Origin of the sequence: Vibrio tubiashii (genome assembly GCF_028551255.1) — a bacterium.
GTDB classification, from domain to species: Bacteria; Pseudomonadota; Gammaproteobacteria; order Enterobacterales; family Vibrionaceae; genus Vibrio; species Vibrio tubiashii_B.
This window is the reverse complement of record NZ_CP117029.1, coordinates 453,754-475,015: the sequence shown is the minus strand read 5'-3', so window position 1 is coordinate 475,015 and position 21,262 is coordinate 453,754. Positions and strand designations below refer to the sequence as shown.

Sequence of the window (21,262 nt, the reverse complement as noted above, 5' to 3'; positions counted from 1 at the left end):
ATACCCGCCTTAAAAATAACTGCGAGCGCAGTTGACTAGGTGTTAGTAGGAGATGCTGCATGCCAGACTCAAAGAAAAAAGCGCTAGGCATCCTAGCCATTGCAGGGGTTGAGCCATACCAAGAAAAAGCAGGTGAAGAATACATGTCACCTGAGCAGTTGGCTCATTTTACAAAAATTCTATCAGCTTGGCGCAACCAGCTCAGGGAAGAAGTTGACCGCACTGTACACCACATGCAGGACGAGGCAGCAAATTTCCCAGATCCAGTTGACCGTGCTTCTCAAGAAGAAGAATTCAGCTTAGAGCTACGCAACCGTGACCGTGAGCGTCGTCTGATTAAGAAAATCGAAAAGACGCTTAACAAGATTGAAGAAGACGATTTTGGCTTCTGTGAATCTTGTGGTATCGAGATCGGTATTCGTCGCCTAGAAGCTCGTCCAACCGCTGACCTTTGTATTGACTGTAAGACTCTTGCAGAAATCAAAGAGAAGCAAATGCAGGGTTAATCACTCTTGCAATGACTATTGAAGGGAGCTTTGGCTCCCTTTTTGGTTTGTATCACGGCATAAAAATAGTATGAGTTATATTGGTCGCTTCGCTCCATCTCCATCCGGCCCACTGCATTTTGGCTCCTTGATTGCCGCTTTAGGCAGTTATTTCCAAGCGAAAGCAAATCATGGTCAATGGTTAGTCAGAATTGAAGACTTAGATCCACCACGCGAAATGCCCGGTGCTGCTAGTTTAATTTTACAAACCTTAGAAGCATACCGTCTGTTTTGGGATGGCGAGGTGGTTTACCAAAGTCAACGACACGACTTATACCAAGCGCAAATTGAGCGTTGGTTAGCAAGCGGACAAGCATATTACTGCCAGTGCACACGCAAGCAAATTAAAGCGCTTGGTGGTTTCTACTCGGGCACTTGCCGTGACCTTGGCCTCACCAATCATCAGCAGTGCGCAATTCGATTACGCATGACCAAACCGGTTTATGAGTTTGAAGATAAGCGTCATGGCACTTTGCACATCCCAAACGCCTTGGCAGATGAAGATTTTATTATAAAGCGCCGCGACGGGTTATTTGCCTATAACCTTGCAGTAGTATTGGATGATATCGAGCAGGGAATTACTGAAGTAGTGCGCGGGGCAGATTTGATTGAGCCGACTGGCAGACAAATCAGTCTTTATCAAATGCTAAACAAAGCCCCTGTAGGCTATTTACATCTTCCGTTAGCACTTGATACAAATGGTCAGAAGTTATCCAAACAGAACCATGCGAAAGCGATTGATAACGAAAACCCGAAACCTGCATTGCTTGATGCGATGACATTCTTAGGGTTTGATATTAAGGAAGAAATTCGACATTCGAGCCTAGATGAAATCATTGAGTGGGGGGTACAAAATTGGCACCTAACTCAGCTGCCTTCATCGACTGAGATCACGCCATTATTCTCAAACCGCTCGCTGTAGGCTATTATTAGCCGCAAATTCGCCCCTAGCGGGCCTAAGAAACTAAACTCAAGCAAGATTGGATTAACCAATTATTGCCAAATGCACATGAATAAAAACGACTATACACCCAGCGAATCTCGGGCAATTACAGAACTCGATTTAAATATTATTACTCGCCAAGAGCATAACATCTCGCGCAAAAAAATCAGTGATAATGCATTGAAGGTGCTATACCGTCTTCATGGTGCAGGCTTCGACGCATATCTTGTCGGTGGTGGCGTTCGAGACTTATTGCTCGGTCAAGCACCTAAAGACTTTGACATTGCAACCAATGCTACCCCAGAGCAAATCAGGCAGCTATTTAAGAACTGCCGTTTGATTGGTCGTCGATTCCGCCTCGCCCACATTATGTTTGGCCGCGACATCATTGAAGTGGCAACATTCCGTGGTCACCACCAAGAACCAAGCAAGAATGTCTCTCAGCAGTCAAAAGAAGGCATGCTGTTACGTGATAATGTTTACGGCACCATCGATGAAGATGCAGAACGTCGTGACTTTACTGTCAACGCGATGTATTACAGCATCGGTGACTACTCTATTCACGATTACGCCGGTGGCATTGAAGACCTCGAAGACAAGCTGATTCGCTTACTCGGTGATCCTGAAACTCGCTATCGCGAAGACCCAGTACGTATGCTGCGTGCGATTCGCTTTGCGGTTAAACTCGACTTTGATATTGAAGAAGACACCGCAGAGCCGATTGAAGAGCTTTCGACTTTACTTCAGGACATTCCACCCGCACGTCTTTATGAAGAATCATTAAAGATGCTGCAATCAGGCCATGGTCTAGAAACTTACCACCTGATGCGTGAATACAACTTGTTCCAACAGTTGTTCCCAACGATTTCAGAGTTCTTTACTGAAGATTACTCATCGCAAACTGAGCAGATGCTTGATCTGGTATTAGATTCTACCGATCAGCGCATTGAAGAAGGTAAACGCATTAACCCAGCGTTTATGTTCGCTGCTATGCTGTGGTACCCACTGCAAGAGAAAGCTAAGCAATTGATGGAGAAGCGTAAGCTCTCTTTCTATGACGCGATCATGGAAGCGAGCAACTACGTACTTGATGATCAGGTACGCACCATCGCCATTCCACGCCGCCATACGGCAACAATTCGCGAAATCTGGCAATTACAGCTTCGCATGCCCCGTCGCAACGGTAAACGCGCTTTCCGCCTAATGGAACTGAACAAATTCCGTGCAGGCTTCGATTTCCTTGAGATGCGCGGTGAGATTGAACAAGGTGATACCGAGCTATTAGCCAAATGGTGGGAAACCTTCCAAAATGCAGGTCGCAATATGCGTCAAGCAATGGTTGCCGACTTAGATTCTTCAGCTGAAGGCCTACCAAAGCAGCGTCGCCGCAAGAACTACCGTAAGAAAAAGCCTAAGGCTTCGTCATGATCACGGTCTTTATCGCAGTAGGCAGTAATCTTAGCGATCCTGTCTCTCAAGCCAATGCGGCTATTGATGCACTAAAACAACTTCCTAAGTCAGAGTTCGTGCGTAGCTCATCTTTGTACAGCAGTACACCGATGGGCCCTCAAGACCAACCTGACTACATCAATGCCGTGGTTGAAGTAAAAACAAAATTAACGCCACTTGAACTGCTTAATAGCACTCAAGCTATTGAACAAGAGCAAGGGCGCGTCCGTAAAGAAGAGCGTTGGGGTCCAAGAACCTTAGATCTCGATATTCTGCTTTATGGCAATGAGGTGATGGATTCCGAGCGCCTAGTCGTCCCTCACTACGGAATGAAAGAGCGAGAGTTCGTACTCTACCCGCTCGCAGAAATCGCACCAAATTTAACCCTCCCATGTGGGACCAGACTGGAAGACTTACTCAAAGTCGTTGAGCAAAACGGTCTGCGTATTTGGCAATCATAGCCAACTCCTGTAAGGAAAAATCATGAAAAAAATTTCTATCAACGACCTAATGAAATGGAAGCAAGAAGGTCGTAAATTTGCAACTTCTACCGCTTACGATGCGAGCTTCGCTCAGCTATTCGAAAGCCAAGAGATGCCAGTACTGCTAGTAGGCGACTCGCTAGGTATGGTGCTTCAAGGTGAAACTTCAACGTTACCAGTGACGGTTGAAGAACTTGCTTACCATACTCGCTGTGTTCGTGCTGGTAGCCCTAACTGTTTATTGATGGCTGATATGCCATTTATGAGCTATGCCACACCAGAGCAAGCATGTGAAAATGCCGCAACTCTGATGCGTGCTGGTGCAAACATGGTAAAAATTGAAGGTGGCGACTGGCTAGTCGACACTGTGAAAATGCTTACGGAGCGCGCGGTACCTGTGTGTGCCCATCTAGGACTGACTCCACAATCGGTGAATATCTTTGGTGGTTTCAAGGTACAAGGTCGCGAGCAAGATAAAGCCGATCGCATGGTTCGTGATGCACTGGCTCTGCAAGAAGCAGGCGCACAGATCATTTTGCTTGAATGTGTTCCAAAAGAACTTGCCGCACGCATCACCGAAGTGTGTGATGTGCCAGTGATTGGTATTGGTGCCGGAAATGCTACTGATGGCCAAATCCTAGTTATGCACGATATGTTCGGTATTGCAGCGAACTACATGCCAAAATTCTCGAAAAACTTCCTTGCTGAAACTGGCGACATGCGCAAAGCTGTAGCTAAATACAAGGAAGATGTCGAAAGCGGAGCTTTCCCTGGCGACGCACATACCATCGCGTAAGGATTATAGTCATGCAAACTTTTGCTGAAATTGCCGCTCTTAGAGAGCAGATTAAGCAGTACAAGCGAGATGGACGCAAGGTGGCTTTTGTTCCAACCATGGGCAACCTGCACGAAGGCCACTTAACCTTAGTTCGTAAAGCTCGTGAGCACGCCGAAATTGTTGTGGTGAGCATCTTTGTTAACCCAATGCAGTTTGACCGTGCGGACGATCTAAACAACTACCCTCGCACCTTGGAAGATGATCTTGCCAAACTAGGCGGTGAAGGTGTTGAAGTTGTCTTTACTCCGACGCCTGAAATCATCTATCCAAACGGGGTAGAGAATCAAACCTCTGTGGAGGTTCCGGGTCTATCTAACATCCTTGAAGGTGCCTCACGCCCAGGTCACTTCCGTGGTGTCGCCACTGTGGTAAGCAAGCTTTTCAATATTGTTCAGCCTGATTTCGCTTGTTTTGGTGAGAAAGATTTCCAACAGCTAGCCGTAATTCGCAAGATGACCGAAGACTTGGCTATGGATATCGAAATCATTGGTGTGCCAACAGTGCGTGAAATGGATGGCTTAGCAATGAGCTCACGTAACGGCCTTCTGACCATTGATGAGCGTCAGCGTGCTCCTGTCTTAGCTCGTACTATGCGTTGGATTAGCAGCGCTATGCGAGGCGGACGCGATGACTACGCGTCTGTGATTGAAGATGCCAATGATCAGCTTCGCGCAGCAGGCCTACAGCCTGATGAGATCTTTATTCGCGACGCCCGCACCCTGCAAGCGATCACTGCCGATACCACTCAAGCTGTGATTCTAATGTCTGCTTTCTTAGGTAAAGCTCGCCTGATCGATAACCAAGTTGTCGAAATGGTAGTTGAATCGAAAGAAGAAGAAACGGCAGAAGCACCATCAGAAAGCGCCGAATAGCGACAAGCAAAAGCGAAAAAATTAAAGGCTTGGTGCATTGCACCAAGCCTTTTTCGTTTAGGAACGCTTCGCTCACGGAGAAGGGATGCGGGATGATTTTGCCCGTTTTGGAATACATACCATTCCCCCATCCCTCTTCTTGAAGGGTGAAGCCCGCTCCCGTTTTCCAAAAGCGAAGCGCTCCCGCTCTCCATAGGACGAAGTCCGTTCCCAGTAAACTGCTAACTACGCAACCCTATTCCGCGAGTCACTAGGTAATGGGCTACCGCATACAAAGCAACCACAAACACACCCAGTACGCTAAACGAAGTCACAATACCGACATCAGAGACGCCTAAGAAACCATAGCGGAAAGCGTTGACCATGTAGACGATCGGGTTGATCTTAGATACACCTTGCCAGAACTCAGGCAACAAGCTAATTGAGTAAAACACACCACCTAAGTATGTCAGAGGTGTCAGAACAAAGGTCGGGATGATCGAAATATCATCGAAGGTCTTAGCATACACGGCATTGATCAAGCCACCGAGTGAGAACACCACCGAGGTCATAAATACCGTCGCAATAATAATGCCCCAGTGATCGACCTGAAGATCAACAAAGAAAAGCGAGACGAAGGTGACGATAGTACCAACAAGCAAGCCACGTACTACACCACCCATAACAAAACCAAGAATGATCACATAGTTTGGCACAGGTGCTACAAGCAACTCTTCAATGTTTTTCTGGAACTTGGCACTGAAGAATGACGACGCGACATTAGAATATGAGTTGGTGATCACCGACATCATAATCAACCCCGGAACGATATACTCCATATAGCTAAAGCCGTTCATCTCACCAATACGCGAGCCGATCAGGCTACCGAAGATAATGAAGTAGAGTGTCATCGTAATCGCAGGCGGAACTAAGGTCTGAACCCAAATACGAGTAAATCGATTGACCTCTTTTGTTAGCAGACTACAAAAGGCTGTCCAATATAGCTGATACATCTTACTTCCCTCCTTCTCTAACAATGCTGACAAATAGTTCTTCTAAACGGTTTGCTTTGTTACGCATAGACAAGACTTGAATACCTTGCTCGGTAAGTTGGGTAAAGATCGCATTCAAACCTTGTGTCTTTTCAATTTCAATCTCCAAAGATCCATTGATAAATGTCTGGCTATTTACCCCAGACAAATGTGGTTCTGAGCTACCTTCTGCTAAGTCGAGAATAAAGGTCTCAACATGGAGTTTACCAAGCAGATCCTTCATCGTGGTGTTTTCAATCAGCTCGCCCTTGTTGATGATCCCTATGTTACGACACAGCATTTCCGCTTCTTCTAGGTAGTGGGTGGTTAAGATTATGGTGATACCTTGCTGTGAGTTGATCTCTTTCAAGAACTCCCACATTGAGCGACGTAATTCGATATCAACCCCAGCAGTCGGCTCATCGAGAATAAGCAGTTGTGGTTCATGCATGAGCGCGCGAGCAATCATCAAACGACGTTTCATACCACCAGAAAGATTTCTTGCACGTTCGCTACGTTTTTCCCAAAGATCGAGCTTAGTTAGATACTTTTTAGCTCTGTCTTTAGCAAGTTGCTTAGGAACGCCGTAATAACCAGCTTGTTGCAGCACAATCTGTTCGACGGTTTCGAACTGATTAAAGTTAAATTCTTGCGGCACTAAGCCAAGGTTTTGCTTAGCGAGCTCTAAATCTTTGTCGATGTCATAGCCAAACACCTTAACTTCACCTGAAGTCTTGTTCACTAGCGAAGAGATAACCCCTATGGTGGTCGACTTACCTGCTCCGTTTGGCCCAAGTAAGGCGTAAAAATCCCCTTTGGCGACATTTAAACTAATGCCTTTAAGCGCTTCAAACCCACCCGCATAGGTTTTACGCAGCTGCTCGATTTCTAATGCATACATATTATTTACGATTGCCATTGCTACATCTTATTTGTAAATCAGTTTATCGTTGAATAACGATGATTACAATTAAACCTTTCGAATAGTTTGGAAATGAATGCTATCGAGATAAAAAAACGCCACTAGCGTTTCCTCTAGTGGCGTCAGATATCTTATATAATTCGTTGTTTATACAGCTTCTAACTGATGCTCATCGGTATCAACATGCTTAACTGCCGCGCGAAGTGCTTCGTAGCGGAACTTGAAGGTATTGTCTTGAGGAACCAAATCAATTACGTGGAATTTCTCTAGTTGCTGGCGAGTTTTCTCGTTCGGACACAGCAAATAAACCTGACAATTGGCATCGAGAGCATCTTTAATCGCATTCTCAAGTGCCAAGCCAACCGTTACGTCAATCATAGGCACATCGGTCAGATCTAAGATCATCACTTCATAATCTGAAATACTGGTATGTTGACGAGATATCGCTTTTGAAACACTGAAGATCATTGGCCCAGAAAGATAGAAGAACAACACCTTGCCATTCGCCATATCGAGCAATCCACGTTCGCTATCGGTGAGCGGTACATCATCTTCATCCGCATCACTGATGGCTTTAACCTGACGAGCTTGTTCACGACTTAAGCGTTCAATGATGATGATATTTGAAATAAATACACCAAGACCAACCGCTACAATCAAATCAACGAACACCGTCAACAGCATTACGCCGTACATCACCGCCATACCCGCAAAGCTAACCTTGTGAGCACGTTGGATAAAGCTCCAGTCTAGGATATTAAAACCTACGTACACCGCAATACCGGCCAGTACAGCCATTGGGATTGGTTCTGTTAGCCCACCAGCAACCAGTACCACCAAAGCGAGCATTAACGCACGAACCACGCCAGATAAAGGAGAACGAGCCCCGACTTGAATATTGGTTACCGTCCCCATGGTCGCACCTGCGCCAGGTAAAGCGCCAAATAGACCAGAGATGATATTTGCTAACCCTTGCCCTCGCAGCTCCTTGTCGGAGTCGTGCTCTTTACGCGTCAAAGAGTCACCAATTACCGCTGTCAACAAGGTATCAATACAGCCCAATGTACCAAGCACCAAGGCATCAATAACCATCTCGGTAAACATCGCAGCATCAATATGAGGGATCACCAATGATGGCAGACCTGCTGGAATTTCACCTATACGGCGAATAGATTCTGTATCGAAGATGATGACCGAGAGTAAGGTCACCGCGACCAAAGCGACCAGCTGTGCAGGTACATAGCGGCGATATTTCTTGGGGAAGAAAAACAGAATACCAAGCGTTAGTAAGCCTAAAAACAGCTCGCTAAACTTCATATTGGCGACAATATCAGGGATCGCTGACAGGGTTCCCATAACACCACCAGCAGGCGCAGCTTGCCCCAGTAGTGGTGATATTTGTAATATAATCAAAATAACGCCAATACCTGACATAAAGCCGGATATCACGCTATATGGCATCAAAGTTACGTATTTTCCTAACTTTAATGTCCCGAGTAAAACTTGAAATGCGCCGGCCATCATGACAACCGTAAAGGTCATCGCCATCCCTGTTTCAGGGTACTTAGCCATCATGCTAGTCAACACCGCGGTCATGATAACCGTCATTGGACCGGTAGGCTCAGAGATTAGTGTGTTTGACCCACCAAACAGAGCAGCGAACAGACCGACCATGATCGCGCCCCACAAACCCGCTTCAGCTCCGGCACCGGAAGCCACACCAAAGGCTAGCGCCAAAGGCAACGAGATAATAGCCGTGGTGACACCACCAAATAAATCTCCTTTGAGATTCATATCTTCAAAACGACTAACAAACAAAACGTTACTCCATGTCTAACACGTCATAGCCCAAAAACGTTTCCGCGGCTCTATAGAGAGCAACAGAGATTTGATTTGGACCTAGTCACAACGTACTGGTTTTAGGTTATTCTGGTTATTGAGAGCAGTTAAAAAAATAACCTTAGTTTTTGTAGCTAAACATTACGCGAAATGTAATAAATTTGCTGCGAAATGTAGCTAACTCCATCACCTTAACAAATGTTACTTGAAAGAGATAAGTGTTAATTACATCTCATCACTCATACGTTATAACCATTAGTTAGGATAGCGACTAAGTTTATGATTTTTGGCGCTCGAACACGTCAGATGAGTGCCGTTTTACCCAATTTTGACGGGAAGGGAATTGTAACATTGTGTATAGTGATGCAAGTTTTTATTAAGGGTTGTGAGTAAGATGCCGGAAATTAAACAGTTATTTGAGAACAATTCGAAATGGTCCGAGTCGATCAAAGCGGAGCGTCCCGAATACTTTGCCAAATTGGAGCAAGGGCAAAGCCCAGGCTTCCTATGGATTGGCTGTTCAGATAGCCGAGTCCCAGCAGAACGATTGACCGGACTCTACTCTGGTGAGCTGTTTGTACACCGCAACGTCGCGAACCAAGTTATCCATACTGACCTTAACTGCTTATCCGTGGTGCAGTACGCCGTAGACGTATTGAAAGTAAAACATGTCATTGTCTGTGGTCACTATGGCTGTGGTGGCGTCAAAGCGGCTATTGATAACCCTCAGCTAGGCTTAATCAACAACTGGTTACTGCATATCCGCGATCTCTATTTTAAGCATCGTGATTACCTAGAAACCATGCCAGAGCAAGATCGCGCAGATAAACTCGGCGAGATCAATGTCGTTGAGCAAGTTTACAACCTTGCTAACTCAACCATTATGCAAAACGCTTGGGAGCGTGGACAAGATATTGAGATTCATGGCGTGGTCTATGGCATCGGTGATGGTAAGTTAGAGTACTTAGGCGCTCGTTCTAATTCTCGTGAAAGCGTAGATAGCTCTTACCAAAAAGCGATGGAAAGCGTCCTAAACCCGCAACACAAGCTTCTGTGTCGTTAACCGGCTACCTATGCTCTATTCCATAAAAAGCGCCCGCTAAGTTAGCGGGCGTTTTACTGTATTCGGCTTTAAATATTAGGTTACTCTTGAGGAACCACTTTGCCAATGTAAGGTAAATGACGGTATTTTTGTGCGTAGTCGATACCAACACCAACAACAAACTCATCTGGAATTTCAAAACCAATCCACTTCACGTCTACTGCAACTTCACGACGAGAAGGCTTATCTAGTAGCGTACAGATTTCAATCGACTTAGGCTCACGAAGGCTTAGGATCTCTTTTACTTTGTTCAAAGTGTTGCCCGTATCGATAATGTCTTCGACTAGCAGGACATCTTTGCCTTTAATATCATCATCAAGATCTTTCAAGATACGAACATCTCGCGAACTTTCCATTGTATTGCCGTAGCTAGAAGCGGTCATGAAATCCACTTGGTGAGTCAGGTCGATCGCACGCGCTAAGTCAGCCATGAATACAAATGATCCACGCAGAAGCCCCACTAGAACCACATCTTCGCTGCCCTTGTAGTGCTCGCTAATTTGCTTGCCTAGCTCTTTAACTCGTTCACTGACTTCCTGCTCAGAAATCATTACTTCTACTGTATGTTTCATACCAATCTCGTTTTTCACGTTAGCTGTATAGAGCGTAGCTAGGGTCTGTTGACCTTTCGCGGTTAAATTTTGTTCGAGATAAAATCGTTTTAGGCGCGGCAAGGGGTGTGTAACCTAGCATTCTAAGTAAATACCCCTTAACAAAGCAAAAAACGATTTTAGCCGAACCCTTCGGGCAGCGTTTGTGGCTCCCTTCTGCTGCGTTATCGGCTTATCAGGTAGGGCAACTACAATTCAAAGCCTCTGCCTTGCATAAAGAACCCACAAACTGCTGCAAAAATCAGCTCGAAAGGTCAACAGACCCTTTAGTCACTCAAGATTTAGGCGCGTAGTTTACCACCAGCATGCGACAAGGAAAAACGTTTGCCTAAATAATTCATGAAACACAGGATTATTTCTTATTGATCTTTAGCACGATATTAACAAAAGTGATTATAAAATAGACTGAAACCGTTGACCTTAACCATATGCACCATTACACTCATAGGGCGTCAGCAAATTATAAATTAATAAATAGGGCAAAAAGCCCAAACAAATATAAACAACTCATTTGGCAAGGAAATTAATTATGGACTCAATTGCTAAAAGACCGCGTACGCGTCTTTCACCGCAAAAACGAAAACAGCAACTAATGGAAATCGCACTGGAAGTGTTCGCTCGTCGTGGTATCGGCCGCGGTGGTCACGCTGACATCGCAGAAATTGCGCAGGTTTCTGTGGCTACTGTCTTCAACTACTTCCCTACTCGCGAAGATCTGGTCGATGACGTGCTTAACTACGTTGTTCGTCAATTCTCAAACTTCCTATCAGACAATATCGATTTAGATATTCACGCGAAAGAGAACTTAAACAATCTAACTTCAGCAATGGTTGAACTGGTACTTAACGACTGCCACTGGCTTAAAGTGTGGTTCGAGTGGAGTGCATCAACCCGTGATGAAGTATGGCCACTGTTTGTTTCAACAAACCGTACTAACCAACTCTTGGTGCAGAATATGTTTGTTAAGGCCATTGAACGTGGTGAAGTGTGTGAAGAGCATGAGCCTGCTGAGCTAGCAACTCTGTTCCACGGTATCTTCTACTCACTGTTTGTGCAAGCAAACCGTACTCAAGATGAAGACGGCATGAAGAAGCTAACTGAAAGCTACTTAAACATGCTGTGCATCTACAAGCACGCGAAAAACGCGTAACCTAAAAGTCTGACGCACACTAAGACAAAGCCTGCTCAATGAGCAGGCTTTGTTATTTACAGGGCATAAAAAAACCGCTGAGAGAGCTCAGCGGTTTTTAGATTCAGCTAGAAGAGTAGATTACTTCTTCTTTTTCGCTTTAGGGTTTGGAAGGTCAGTGATTGTACCTTCAAACACTTCCGCCGCTAGACCTACTGACTCGTGCAGAGTCGGGTGAGCGTGGATTGTTAGTGCGATATCTTCCGCATCACAGCCCATCTCGATCGCTAGACCGATTTCACCAAGTAGTTCACCACCGTTAGTACCAACGATAGCACCACCAATTACGCGATGAGTGTCTTTGTCGAAGATTAGCTTAGTCATACCATCTGCACAGTCAGATGCAATTGCACGACCTGAAGCTGCCCATGGGAATGTAGCCGTTTCGTAGTTGATGCCTTCCGCTTTCGCTTCTTTCTCAGTCTTACCAACCCATGCCACTTCTGGCTCAGTGTAAGCAATTGAAGGAATAACTTTAGGATCGAAGTAGTGCTTCTTACCAGCAATAACTTCAGCAGCAACGTGACCTTCATGCACACCTTTGTGAGCAAGCATTGGTTGACCAACGATATCACCGATAGCAAAGATGTGAGGAACGTTAGTACGCATTTGCTTATCAACATTGATGAAACCGCGCTCGTCTACTTCTAGACCCGCTTTTTCTGCATCAAGAAGTTGACCGTTTGGTACACGACCGATAGCAACTAGAACAGCATCGTAGCGCTCAGCTTCTGCTGGTGCTTTCTTACCTTCCATTGAAACGTAGATACCGTCTTCTTTCGCTTCAACTGCTGTTACTTTCGTTTCAAGCATTAGGTTGAACTTGTTCTTGATACGCTTAGTGTAAACTTTCACGATATCTTTATCCGCAGCTGGGATAACTTGGTCGAACATTTCAACAACATCAATTTGAGAACCTAGAGAGTGGTAAACCGTACCCATTTCTAGACCGATGATACCACCACCCATGATTAGAAGTTTTCCAGGAACTTCCTTCAGCTCTAGAGCGTCAGTTGAGTCCCAAATACGTGGGTCTTCATGTGGGATAAATGGTAGTTTGATTGGGCGAGAACCCGCTGCAACGATTGCGTTGTCGAAGTTAACAACAGTTTTGCCTTCTTCGCCTTCCACTTCGACAGTGTTAGGACCAGTGAATTTACCAAAACCGTTAACCACATTAACTTTACGCATCTTAGCCATACCGCCAAGACCGCCAGTTAGTTGGTTGATTACTTTCTCTTTCCACTTACGGACCTTGTCGATATCCGTTTGAGGCTCACCAAATACGATACCGTGGTCAGCAAGTGCTTTTGCTTCTTCGATAACTTTAGATACGTGAAGTAGTGCTTTAGATGGGATACAACCCACGTTTAGACACACACCACCAAGAGTGCTGTAACGCTCGATAAGAACCGTTTCTAGACCTAAGTCTGCACAACGGAAAGCGGCAGAGTAACCAGCAGGACCTGCACCAAGTACTACAACTTGGGCTTTAATTTCTTTGCTCATTTTGACCTCTTGTAGTCATTATCCCTAACAGGCTGAGTGGGTATTGATTCTATATGTTCAAGTCAGTTTATTTTAAACAGTTATTTTCAGACCGCCATCAGTTTACAGAGATGTTAATGGTGTGAAAAGTAAATCAATTTAGCCTGTGAGCTAGACAACAATTCGCTTGAGAAAACCTTATTGACTCTAAGGTCTGCAATCAAATTGTTTGATAATTATTAGTAGTAGAGGCGGCTCTAATGCCGCCTCTAAATCATCTAATCTTTAATTAAAGAACTAGACGACGGATGTCTGATAGCGCTGCGTTCAAGAACGTGATGAAGCGAGCACCTTCAGCACCATCAATCACACGGTGGTCGTATGATAGAGATAGTGGAAGCTGTAGACGTGGTTCGAACTCTTTACCGTTCCACACTGGCTTCATTTCAGACTTAGACACACCTAGGATACCAACTTCTGGTGCATTTACGATTGGTGTAAACGCAGTACCGCCGATACCACCAAGGCTAGAGATTGTGAAACAACCGCCTTGCATATCACCAGCAGTTAGCTTACCAGCACGTGCTTTCTTAGAAATAGCCATTAGCTCTTCAGACAGCTCGTAGATGCCTTTCTTGTTCACATCTTTAAATACAGGAACAACTAGGCCGTTAGGCGTATCTACTGCGATACCGATGTTCACGTATTTCTTCAGAATGATGCTTTCGCCATCTTCAGATAGAGAAGAGTTGAACGCTGGGAATGCTTCTAGCGCTTTCGCCGCAGCTTTCATGATGAACACAAGTGGTGTGATCTTCATACCCGTGTCTTTCTTGGCTTCGATAGCGTTCTGCTCTTTACGAAATGCTTCTAGCTCAGTGATGTCAGCGTTATCCCACTGTGTAACGTGAGGGATCATTACCCAGTTACGGTGCAGGTTAGCGCCTGAGATCTTCTTGATCTTAGAAAGCTTCTGAACTTCAGTTTCGCCGAACTTGCTGAAGTCCACTTTTGGCCAAGGTAGTAGACCAAGAGCCGCGCCGTCGCCTTTACCAGATGCCGCTGCACCTGTGCCAGACTCAAGACGCTTAAGCGCATCTTTAACGTAAGACTGTACGTCTTCTTTTAGGATACGGCTCTTACGACCAGTACCTTTAACCTTAGAAAGGTTAACGCCAAACTCACGAGCTAGACGACGAACAACTGGAGACGCGTGTGCGTACTCATTGTTCTCTTGGAAATCACCTGTTGCTGCTGGTGCCGCTGGAGCTTCTGCTTTAGGAGCTGAAGCTGCTGCAGGTGCCGCCGCTTGAGCTGGGGCTGCTGCTGGAGCAGGTGCTGCACCCGCCACTTCGAAGACCATAATTAGTGAGCCAGTTGACACTTTGTCGCCTGCTGCAATCTTGATCTCTTTAACCGTACCAGCAAATGGAGCAGGAACTTCCATTGAAGCTTTGTCACCTTCAACAGTGATTAGAGATTGCTCTTCTTCCACTGTATCGCCAACTGCAACCATGATCTCAGTTACTTCAACTTCATCACCGCCGATATCAGGAACGTTAACTTCTTTCGCTGCTGATGCTGCTGGAGCCGCTGCAACTGGAGCTTCTGCTGCAGCAGGTGCCGCTGGAGCGCCAGAGCCTGCTACTTCGAATACCATGATTAGCGAGCCAGTCGTAACTTTATCGCCTGCTGCTACCTTGATCTCTTTTAGTGTACCCGCGAATGGTGCAGGTACTTCCATAGAAGCTTTGTCGCCTTCAACCGTTAGAAGAGATTGCTCTTCTTCAATGCTGTCGCCAACTGCAACCATGATTTCAGTCACTTCAACTTCATCGCCACCAATATCTGGTACGTGAACTTCTTTAAGCTCTGCCGCTGCTGCTGGAGCTGGAGCCGCTGCTGGAGCTGCTTCTGCCGCAGGAGCAGGTGCAGCGTCAGCTGCACCCTCGGCTTCGAAAATCATGATTAGAGAACCAGTAGAAACAGAGTCACCTTCCGTAACTTTGATTTCTTTAACGATACCCGCTTGAGAAGCAGGAACTTCCATAGAAGCTTTATCGCCTTCAACTGTGATAAGAGACTGCTCTTCTTCAACCTTGTCGCCAACGCTTACAAGAATTTCAGTAACTTCAACCTCATCCGCACCGATGTCTGGTACATTAATTTCGATTGCCATTTCTTATTTACCTTCTCAATTAAGCGTATAGCGGGTTAGTTTTTTCAGTGTCGATGTCGAACTTAGCAATAGCTTCAGTTACTACTGACTTCTCAACATCACCACGCTTAGCTAGTTCAGTTAGCGCTGCAACTACCACGTAGCCTGCGTTAACTTCGAAGTGACGACGTAGGTTCTCACGGCTATCAGAGCGGCCGTAACCATCTGTACCCAGTACTTTGTATGACTCAGAAGGCATGAACGCGCGAACTTGTTCAGAGTAGTTCTTCATGTAGTCAGTCGCTGCGATAGCTGGCTCAGTACCCATTACTTGTGCAATGTATGGTACTTTCGCTTCGCCTTCTGGGTGAAGCATGTTGTAACGTTCTGCATCTTGACCGTCACGAGTTAGCTCGTTGAACGATGTTACAGAGAACACGTCAGAAGCGATGCCGTACTCTTCACTTAGGATAGTTGCTGCTTTACGTACTTCGTTCATGATAGTACCAGAGCCCATTAGCTGAACTTTAGACTTGTCACCTGCGTAAGACTCAAGCTTGTAGATACCCTTACGGATGCCTTCTTCAGCGCCTTCTGGCATTGCTGGCATTGCGTAGTTTTCGTTCATCACAGTTAGGTAGTAGAACACGTTCTCTTGGTTCTCACCGTACATGCGACGGATACCGTCTTGCATGATGACTGCAACTTCGTAAGCGAATGTTGGGTCGTAAGAGATACAGTTAGGAACAGTGTTCGCCATGATGTGCGAGTGACCATCTTCGTGCTGTAGACCTTCACCATTTAGCGTTGTACGACCAGCAGTAGCACCTAGTAGGAAACCACGAGCTTGTTGGTCACCAGCCATCCACGCCATGTCGCCAACACGTTGGAAACCGAACATAGAGTAGTAGATGTAGAACGGGATCATTGGTAGATCGTTAGTGCTGTATGACGTTGCAGCAGCAACCCAAGAAGCCATTGAGCCTAGCTCGTTGATACCTTCTTGTAGTACCTGACCAGATGTCGCTTCTTTGTAGTAAGAAACAATGCCTTTATCTTCTGGTGTGTATTCCTGACCGTGCGGGTTGTAGATACCGATCTGACGGAATAGACCTTCCATACCGAACGTACGTGCTTCGTCACAGATGATAGGAACGATGTTCTTACCAATGTTCTTGTTCTTAAGCAGGATGTTAAGAGTACGAACGTAAGCCATAGTTGTAGAGATATCACGCTTTTGCTCGCTTAGTAGCGGCGCGAACTCTTCTAGCTCAGGTACTTTGAATTCTTGAGTGAACTTAGGTAGACGCTGTGGCGTGTAACCTTTTAGTTCTTTACGACGAGCGTGTAGGTAATCGTATTCCGCAGAACCTTCTTCAAGTTTCAGGTACGGAAGCTCTTTAACCGCTTCGTCAGTTAGGATGTCTTGAAGACCTAGGCGATCACGTAGGTGTAGTACGTGAGTCATATCCATCTTCTTAACTTGGTGCGCGATGTTCTTACCTTCAGCCGCTTCACCCATGCCGTAACCTTTAACAGTCTTAGCTAGGATTACTGTTGGACGACCTTTAGTTTCTGCCGCGTTTTTGTATGCTGCGTACAGCTTAGAAGACTCGTGACCACCACGCTTAAGTGCGAAGATTTCGTCATCAGTCATGTCTGCAACTAGTGCAGCTGTCTCTGGGTACTTACCAAAGAAGTGTTCACGTACGTAAGCACCGTCTTTAGATTTAAATGTTTGGTAGTCACCATCTACAGTTTCGTTCATTAGCTGTAGAAGCTTGCCAGACGTATCTTTAGCAAGTAGTGCATCCCAGTTGCTACCCCAGATAACTTTAACAACATTCCAGCCAGCACCTTTGAATAGGCCCTCTAGCTCTTGGATGATGCTACCGTTACCCATTACAGGGCCATCTAGACGCTGTAGGTTACAGTTAACTAGGAAACATAGGTTGTCTAGCTTCTCACGCGCAGCGAAAGATAGTGAACCACGTGATTCTGGCTCATCCATCTCACCGTCACCTAGGAACGCGTATACACGCTGAGCCGAAGTATCTTTCATACCACGACCGTCTAGGTACTTAAGGAAACGCGCTTGGTAGATCGCAGAAATAGGACCTAGACCCATAGAAACTGTAGGGAACTGCCAGAACTCAGGCATCAGTTTAGGGTGCGGGTATGATGGGATACCTTTACCGTCTACTTCTTGACGGAAGTTATCTAGCTGCTCTTCAGTTAGACGACCTTCAACGAATGCACGAGAGTAGATACCTGGTGAGATGTGACCTTGGTAGTATACTAGATCGCCACCGTCCGTCTCGTTTGGAGCGCGGAAGAAGTGGTTGAAACATACTTCGTAGAATGCAGCAGAAGACTGGAAAGACGCCATGTGGCCGCCTAGCTCTAAGTCTTTCTTAGATGCACGTAGAACGATCATGATTGCGTTCCAACGGATGATGGAACGAATACGGCGCTCAAGAGTTGTGTCACCTGGGTAAGCTGGTTCTTGATCTGCAGGAATCGTGTTGATGTAGTTCGTTGTGATACCTGTTGGCATATCAACACCGTCTAGACGTGCTTTGTCTAGAACTTGCTCTAGTAGGAACTGAGCACGTTCTACACCTTCTTCACGTACAACTGACTCAAGTGCTTGTAGCCATTCTTGAGTTTCCAGTGCATCTACGTCATGCTTCATATCAGACATGGCGATCTATCCTTCTATTGGTTGGATCTACTTATTTAAAGTAACCGTTTCTTGTTTTAAGAATCGTTACCTTGCTGAATTCGACGCAAAGAACGCTCTCTGCGAGACTCTTCACGAGTCAAATCCAACAATGTTTCTTCAATATAAGCTAAGTGTGAGTGAGACATTTCACGCGCCTTTTCAGGCTGACCAGAAACAATCGCATCCACGATATTAGCTCGGTGTTTACTTACTTTTTCGACCACTTCATCGCGGCGATGTAAGAGCTTTAAATTCTGCAAGACATTCTGCTCTAGCAAAGGTGCAAGGCTGCGAACAATGTGCAGAAGTACCACGTTATGGGCAGCTTCAGTTAAAGCGATCAAAAACTGCATTACCGCAGCTGATTCTGCTTCGACATTCTTCTTAGTTTGCTCTTCACTGATGTTTTTCAGGCAAGCCTGAATACGAGCGAAGTCTTCCTCGGTACCACGAACTGCTGCAAAGTAAGCGGCTATACCTTCCATCGCATGACGCGTTTCCAGTAAATCCAGCTGAGTTTCGGAGTGGCTAGACAATAAATTTAGCAGAGGATCTGAAAAGCTGGTCCAGATGTTCTCGCTAACAAAAGTGCCACCACCCTGACGGCGAGTAAGAAGACGTTTAGCTTCTAAACGTTGTATCGCTTCTCGGATTGAAGGACGGGAAACATCAAACTGTTTTGCCAGTTCGCGCTCTGGAGGCAGCTGCTGCCCCGGAGACAATGTTCCTTCCACAATCAGCCTTTCTAACTCTTGTTCAATCACATCAGAAAGTTTTGGCTGACGAATCCTTTGATAAGCCATAGTTGTTTTTCTTCTACTCTTTGCAGTCAATTGGTAATACCAATTTTAAGTTGGCGAGAAAATTAACATAATTAAAACGCAAGTTCCAGACAAAAATTGACCCAAATCATAGAACGAGCCATGTACCAACACTTTGATAACAATAGCTGATTAAAACAGCAATCAAATTGGTCTGACCAATTACAAAATATAAACAGATGGGAATAAACCGTGCTAGGTATCACAGTTTAATTGGTAAGTTTTAAAGGAATATGAACAGAATATGTCGTGAAAAGATGGGAAGTTGCGGGATGCGGGATGCGGGATGCGGGATGCGGGATGCGGGATGCGGGATGCGGGATGCGGGATGCGGGATTGATTATACCCCTCTAGTAAAAAGCGCCGTCAACCACTTCGCTAAATCTTCCCTTTTTCGAAGGGCGAAGCCCGCTCCCGACTCTCGAAGGACGAAGTCCGTTCCCGATTCTCGCGGGCGTAGCCCGATCTCGGAGCAACGCGTTCTGTAGGGCTATGCCCGTACTCTACTTAGCCTCAATATGATCAATCATCAACTGCAACGATTGATTGCCGCGGAACTCGTTGATGTCGAGCTTATACGCTAAGCGCACCGTTTTCACTGAAGCATCAGGCCAGCGGCGCAGATCAACGTTGAATGCAATGCCATCAATCATGATATTGGTTGGGTGACCTTTGTGTAGAGGTTCTAACATAAGCTTTAAGTGCTTCTCGCCAACCAGTTTCTGATGAAGCACTTTAAATTCACCGTCAAACAGAGGTTCTGGAAAAGCTTGCCCCCAAGGTCCACCAGCACGAAGCATCTCGGCGACATGCATAGAGAACTCTTCTGGTTTCAATTCACCATCGGACAAAATCACCCCTTTCAGCGCCGCTTCGTCCAAGTCTTGTTTCACGGCTTCATCAAACAGATTAGAAAAGCGTTCATAATCTTTCTCTAGAATGGTGAGACCTGCCGCCATCGCGTGCCCACCAAACTTCACGATTAAACCAGGGTTCTGGGTATCGATGCGATCTAAAGTATCACGCATATGCAAACCCGGTATTGAGCGGCATGAACCTTTAATTGAACCTTCACCACCATCAGCAAAAGCAATCACAGGACGGTGAAACTTCTCTTTAATGCGTGAGGCTAAAATACCAATCACGCCCTGATGCCAATCCCGCTGAAAAAGTACTAGGCCATGAGGCATATCTTGATCGCCGAACTGCAGACGTTCACAAAAAGCCATCGCTTCTTGCTTCATTCCCTCTTCAATTTCTTTGCGAGTTTGGTTCAAGCCGTCTAACTCGCTTGCCATTCGACGTGCAGCATGAATGTTGTTCGCCATTAACAGCTCAACGCCAAACGACATATCATCTAAACGACCCGCAGCATTGATACGCGGCCCTAACGCAAATCCAAAATCAGAAGCCACCAAACGACGTGAATCTCGCTTCGCTACTTCTATCAGAGCTTGAATGCCCGGACGCGCTTTACCCGCTCTAATTCGCTGTAAACCTTGATGAACCAAAATACGATTGTTTTCATCCAGAGGCACGACATCGGCAACCGTACCGAGTGCCACTAAGTCAATCAGCTCCATTAACTTAGGCTCTGCCACCCCTTGCTCGGCAAACCAGCCGGTTTTACGCATATGAACGCAAAGCGCCATCATCAAGTAAAAGGCAACGCCAACGCCAGCTAAAGCCTTGGAGGGAAACGCGCACTCTTGCAGGTTAGGGTTGACCATAGCATCAACATTCGGCAGCTCATGACCAGGTAAGTGGTGGTCAGTCACCAATACCTTCAAGCCCTGCTCTTTCGCATAGCGCACACCATCAATCGAAGAGACCCCATTGTCGACGGTCATAATCACCTCAGCGCCAATCTCAATCGCTTGATCAACAACCTCAGGACTTAGGCCATAGCCATCTTCAAAGCGATTCGGGACTAGGTAGTCGACATTACTCGAACCTAACATCCTAAGCGCCAACACAGACAAAGCCGAACTTGTCGCCCCATCTGCATCAAAATCACCCACCACGATTATCCGCTTGTTGTGCTGAATAGACTCAAATAACAGCTCAACCGCCGCTTCAATACCATGCAGTTTTTGATAGGAATGCAACGCACGCGCTGTAGTATCTAGTTGTTGCTGCGATGTGATGCCTCGACTGGCGTAGATACGTTTAAGTAAAGGCGCAATGGTATCCGGCAGAGAGGATAAATCAGGTTCAGGGCGACGTTGGATTTCAATCATGGCAATAGATCGGGTGATGATAAGTTAA

Annotated in this window: 17 protein-coding genes; 8 read left to right on the top strand and 9 right to left on the bottom strand. The window is 45.9% G+C overall.

Going from position 1 to position 21,262, the window contains the following annotated elements; genetic code table 11:
• The first annotated feature begins 59 nt into the window (after positions 1-59).
• The 6 genes from dksA (at position 60) to panC (ending at position 5,129) form a co-directional block, all read left to right on the top strand.
• Entirely contained in the window at positions 60-506 is a 447-nt protein-coding gene (dksA, locus tag LYZ37_RS02300; RefSeq protein WP_171324669.1) for an RNA polymerase-binding protein DksA, read from the top strand.
• 70 nt (positions 507-576) lie between these two features.
• Entirely contained in the window at positions 577-1,467 is an 891-nt protein-coding gene (gluQRS, locus tag LYZ37_RS02295; RefSeq protein ID WP_171324671.1) for a tRNA glutamyl-Q(34) synthetase GluQRS, read from the top strand.
• Between the two features lie 81 nt (positions 1,468-1,548).
• A complete protein-coding gene (gene pcnB, locus LYZ37_RS02290; protein WP_272786291.1) occupies positions 1,549-2,916 on the top strand; it encodes a polynucleotide adenylyltransferase PcnB in 1,368 nt (455 codons plus the stop codon).
• Positions 2,913-3,398, top strand: coding sequence for a 2-amino-4-hydroxy-6-hydroxymethyldihydropteridine diphosphokinase (gene folK / locus LYZ37_RS02285; RefSeq protein ID WP_272786290.1), 486 nt, complete (start codon positions 2,913-2,915; stop codon positions 3,396-3,398). Before pcnB ends, folK begins: the two co-directional genes overlap by 4 nt.
• Before the next feature lie 22 nt (positions 3,399-3,420).
• Positions 3,421-4,215, top strand: a complete 795-nt coding sequence (gene panB / locus LYZ37_RS02280) for a 3-methyl-2-oxobutanoate hydroxymethyltransferase (RefSeq protein ID WP_004742621.1) — start codon at positions 3,421-3,423, stop codon at positions 4,213-4,215.
• A gap of 11 nt (positions 4,216-4,226) precedes the next feature.
• On the top strand, positions 4,227-5,129 hold the full coding sequence (gene panC, locus LYZ37_RS02275; protein ID WP_272786289.1) for a pantoate--beta-alanine ligase: 903 nt from the start codon (positions 4,227-4,229) through the stop codon (positions 5,127-5,129).
• A gap of 221 nt (positions 5,130-5,350) precedes the next feature.
• Here panC and LYZ37_RS02270 read toward each other — a convergent pair whose 3' ends face one another.
• From LYZ37_RS02270 to LYZ37_RS02260, 3 genes are all read right to left on the bottom strand, one after another.
• Positions 5,351-6,121 (bottom strand): ABC transporter permease, encoded by a 771-nt coding sequence (locus LYZ37_RS02270; protein WP_004742619.1) that lies wholly within the window; start codon positions 6,119-6,121, stop codon positions 5,351-5,353.
• A 1-nt stretch (position 6,122) separates the two neighbouring features.
• A complete protein-coding gene (locus LYZ37_RS02265) occupies positions 6,123-7,040 on the bottom strand; it encodes an ABC transporter ATP-binding protein (protein WP_272787134.1) in 918 nt (305 codons plus the stop codon).
• A gap of 168 nt (positions 7,041-7,208) precedes the next feature.
• Positions 7,209-8,879: a SulP family inorganic anion transporter gene (locus LYZ37_RS02260; RefSeq protein WP_004742617.1), complete on the bottom strand. Its 1,671-nt coding sequence runs from the start codon at positions 8,877-8,879 to the stop codon at positions 7,209-7,211.
• A 415-nt stretch (positions 8,880-9,294) separates the two neighbouring features.
• On the opposite strand from LYZ37_RS02260, the gene can reads away from it, so the two are divergent.
• Entirely contained in the window at positions 9,295-9,963 is a 669-nt protein-coding gene (gene can / locus LYZ37_RS02255; protein ID WP_272786288.1) for a carbonate dehydratase, read from the top strand.
• Between the two features lie 80 nt (positions 9,964-10,043).
• Here can and hpt read toward each other — a convergent pair whose 3' ends face one another.
• Positions 10,044-10,574, bottom strand: a complete 531-nt coding sequence (gene hpt, locus LYZ37_RS02250; RefSeq protein WP_004742615.1) for a hypoxanthine phosphoribosyltransferase — start codon at positions 10,572-10,574, stop codon at positions 10,044-10,046.
• A gap of 568 nt (positions 10,575-11,142) precedes the next feature.
• Here hpt and LYZ37_RS02245 point away from each other — a divergent pair.
• Positions 11,143-11,763: a LuxR/HapR/OpaR family quorum-sensing transcriptional regulator gene (locus LYZ37_RS02245; RefSeq protein ID WP_272786287.1), complete on the top strand. Its 621-nt coding sequence runs from the start codon at positions 11,143-11,145 to the stop codon at positions 11,761-11,763.
• A gap of 120 nt (positions 11,764-11,883) precedes the next feature.
• Here LYZ37_RS02245 and lpdA read toward each other — a convergent pair whose 3' ends face one another.
• From lpdA to recJ, 5 genes are all read right to left on the bottom strand, one after another.
• Positions 11,884-13,311 (bottom strand): dihydrolipoyl dehydrogenase, encoded by a 1,428-nt coding sequence (gene lpdA / locus LYZ37_RS02240; protein ID WP_272786286.1) that lies wholly within the window; start codon positions 13,309-13,311, stop codon positions 11,884-11,886.
• Between the two features lie 268 nt (positions 13,312-13,579).
• Positions 13,580-15,469, bottom strand: a complete 1,890-nt coding sequence (aceF, locus tag LYZ37_RS02235) for a pyruvate dehydrogenase complex dihydrolipoyllysine-residue acetyltransferase (RefSeq protein WP_272786285.1) — start codon at positions 15,467-15,469, stop codon at positions 13,580-13,582.
• 19 nt (positions 15,470-15,488) lie between these two features.
• The gene (gene aceE, locus LYZ37_RS02230; RefSeq protein ID WP_004742611.1) at positions 15,489-18,152 is read right to left on the bottom strand and encodes a pyruvate dehydrogenase (acetyl-transferring), homodimeric type; all 2,664 of its coding nucleotides are present in this window, start codon (positions 18,150-18,152) and stop codon (positions 15,489-15,491) included.
• A 56-nt stretch (positions 18,153-18,208) separates the two neighbouring features.
• A complete protein-coding gene (gene pdhR, locus LYZ37_RS02225; protein ID WP_004742610.1) occupies positions 18,209-18,976 on the bottom strand; it encodes a pyruvate dehydrogenase complex transcriptional repressor PdhR in 768 nt (255 codons plus the stop codon).
• Positions 18,977-19,497: 521 nt separating this feature from the next.
• A complete protein-coding gene (gene recJ / locus LYZ37_RS02220; RefSeq protein ID WP_272786284.1) occupies positions 19,498-21,234 on the bottom strand; it encodes a single-stranded-DNA-specific exonuclease RecJ in 1,737 nt (578 codons plus the stop codon).
• Between the last annotated feature and the right edge of the window lie 28 nt (positions 21,235-21,262).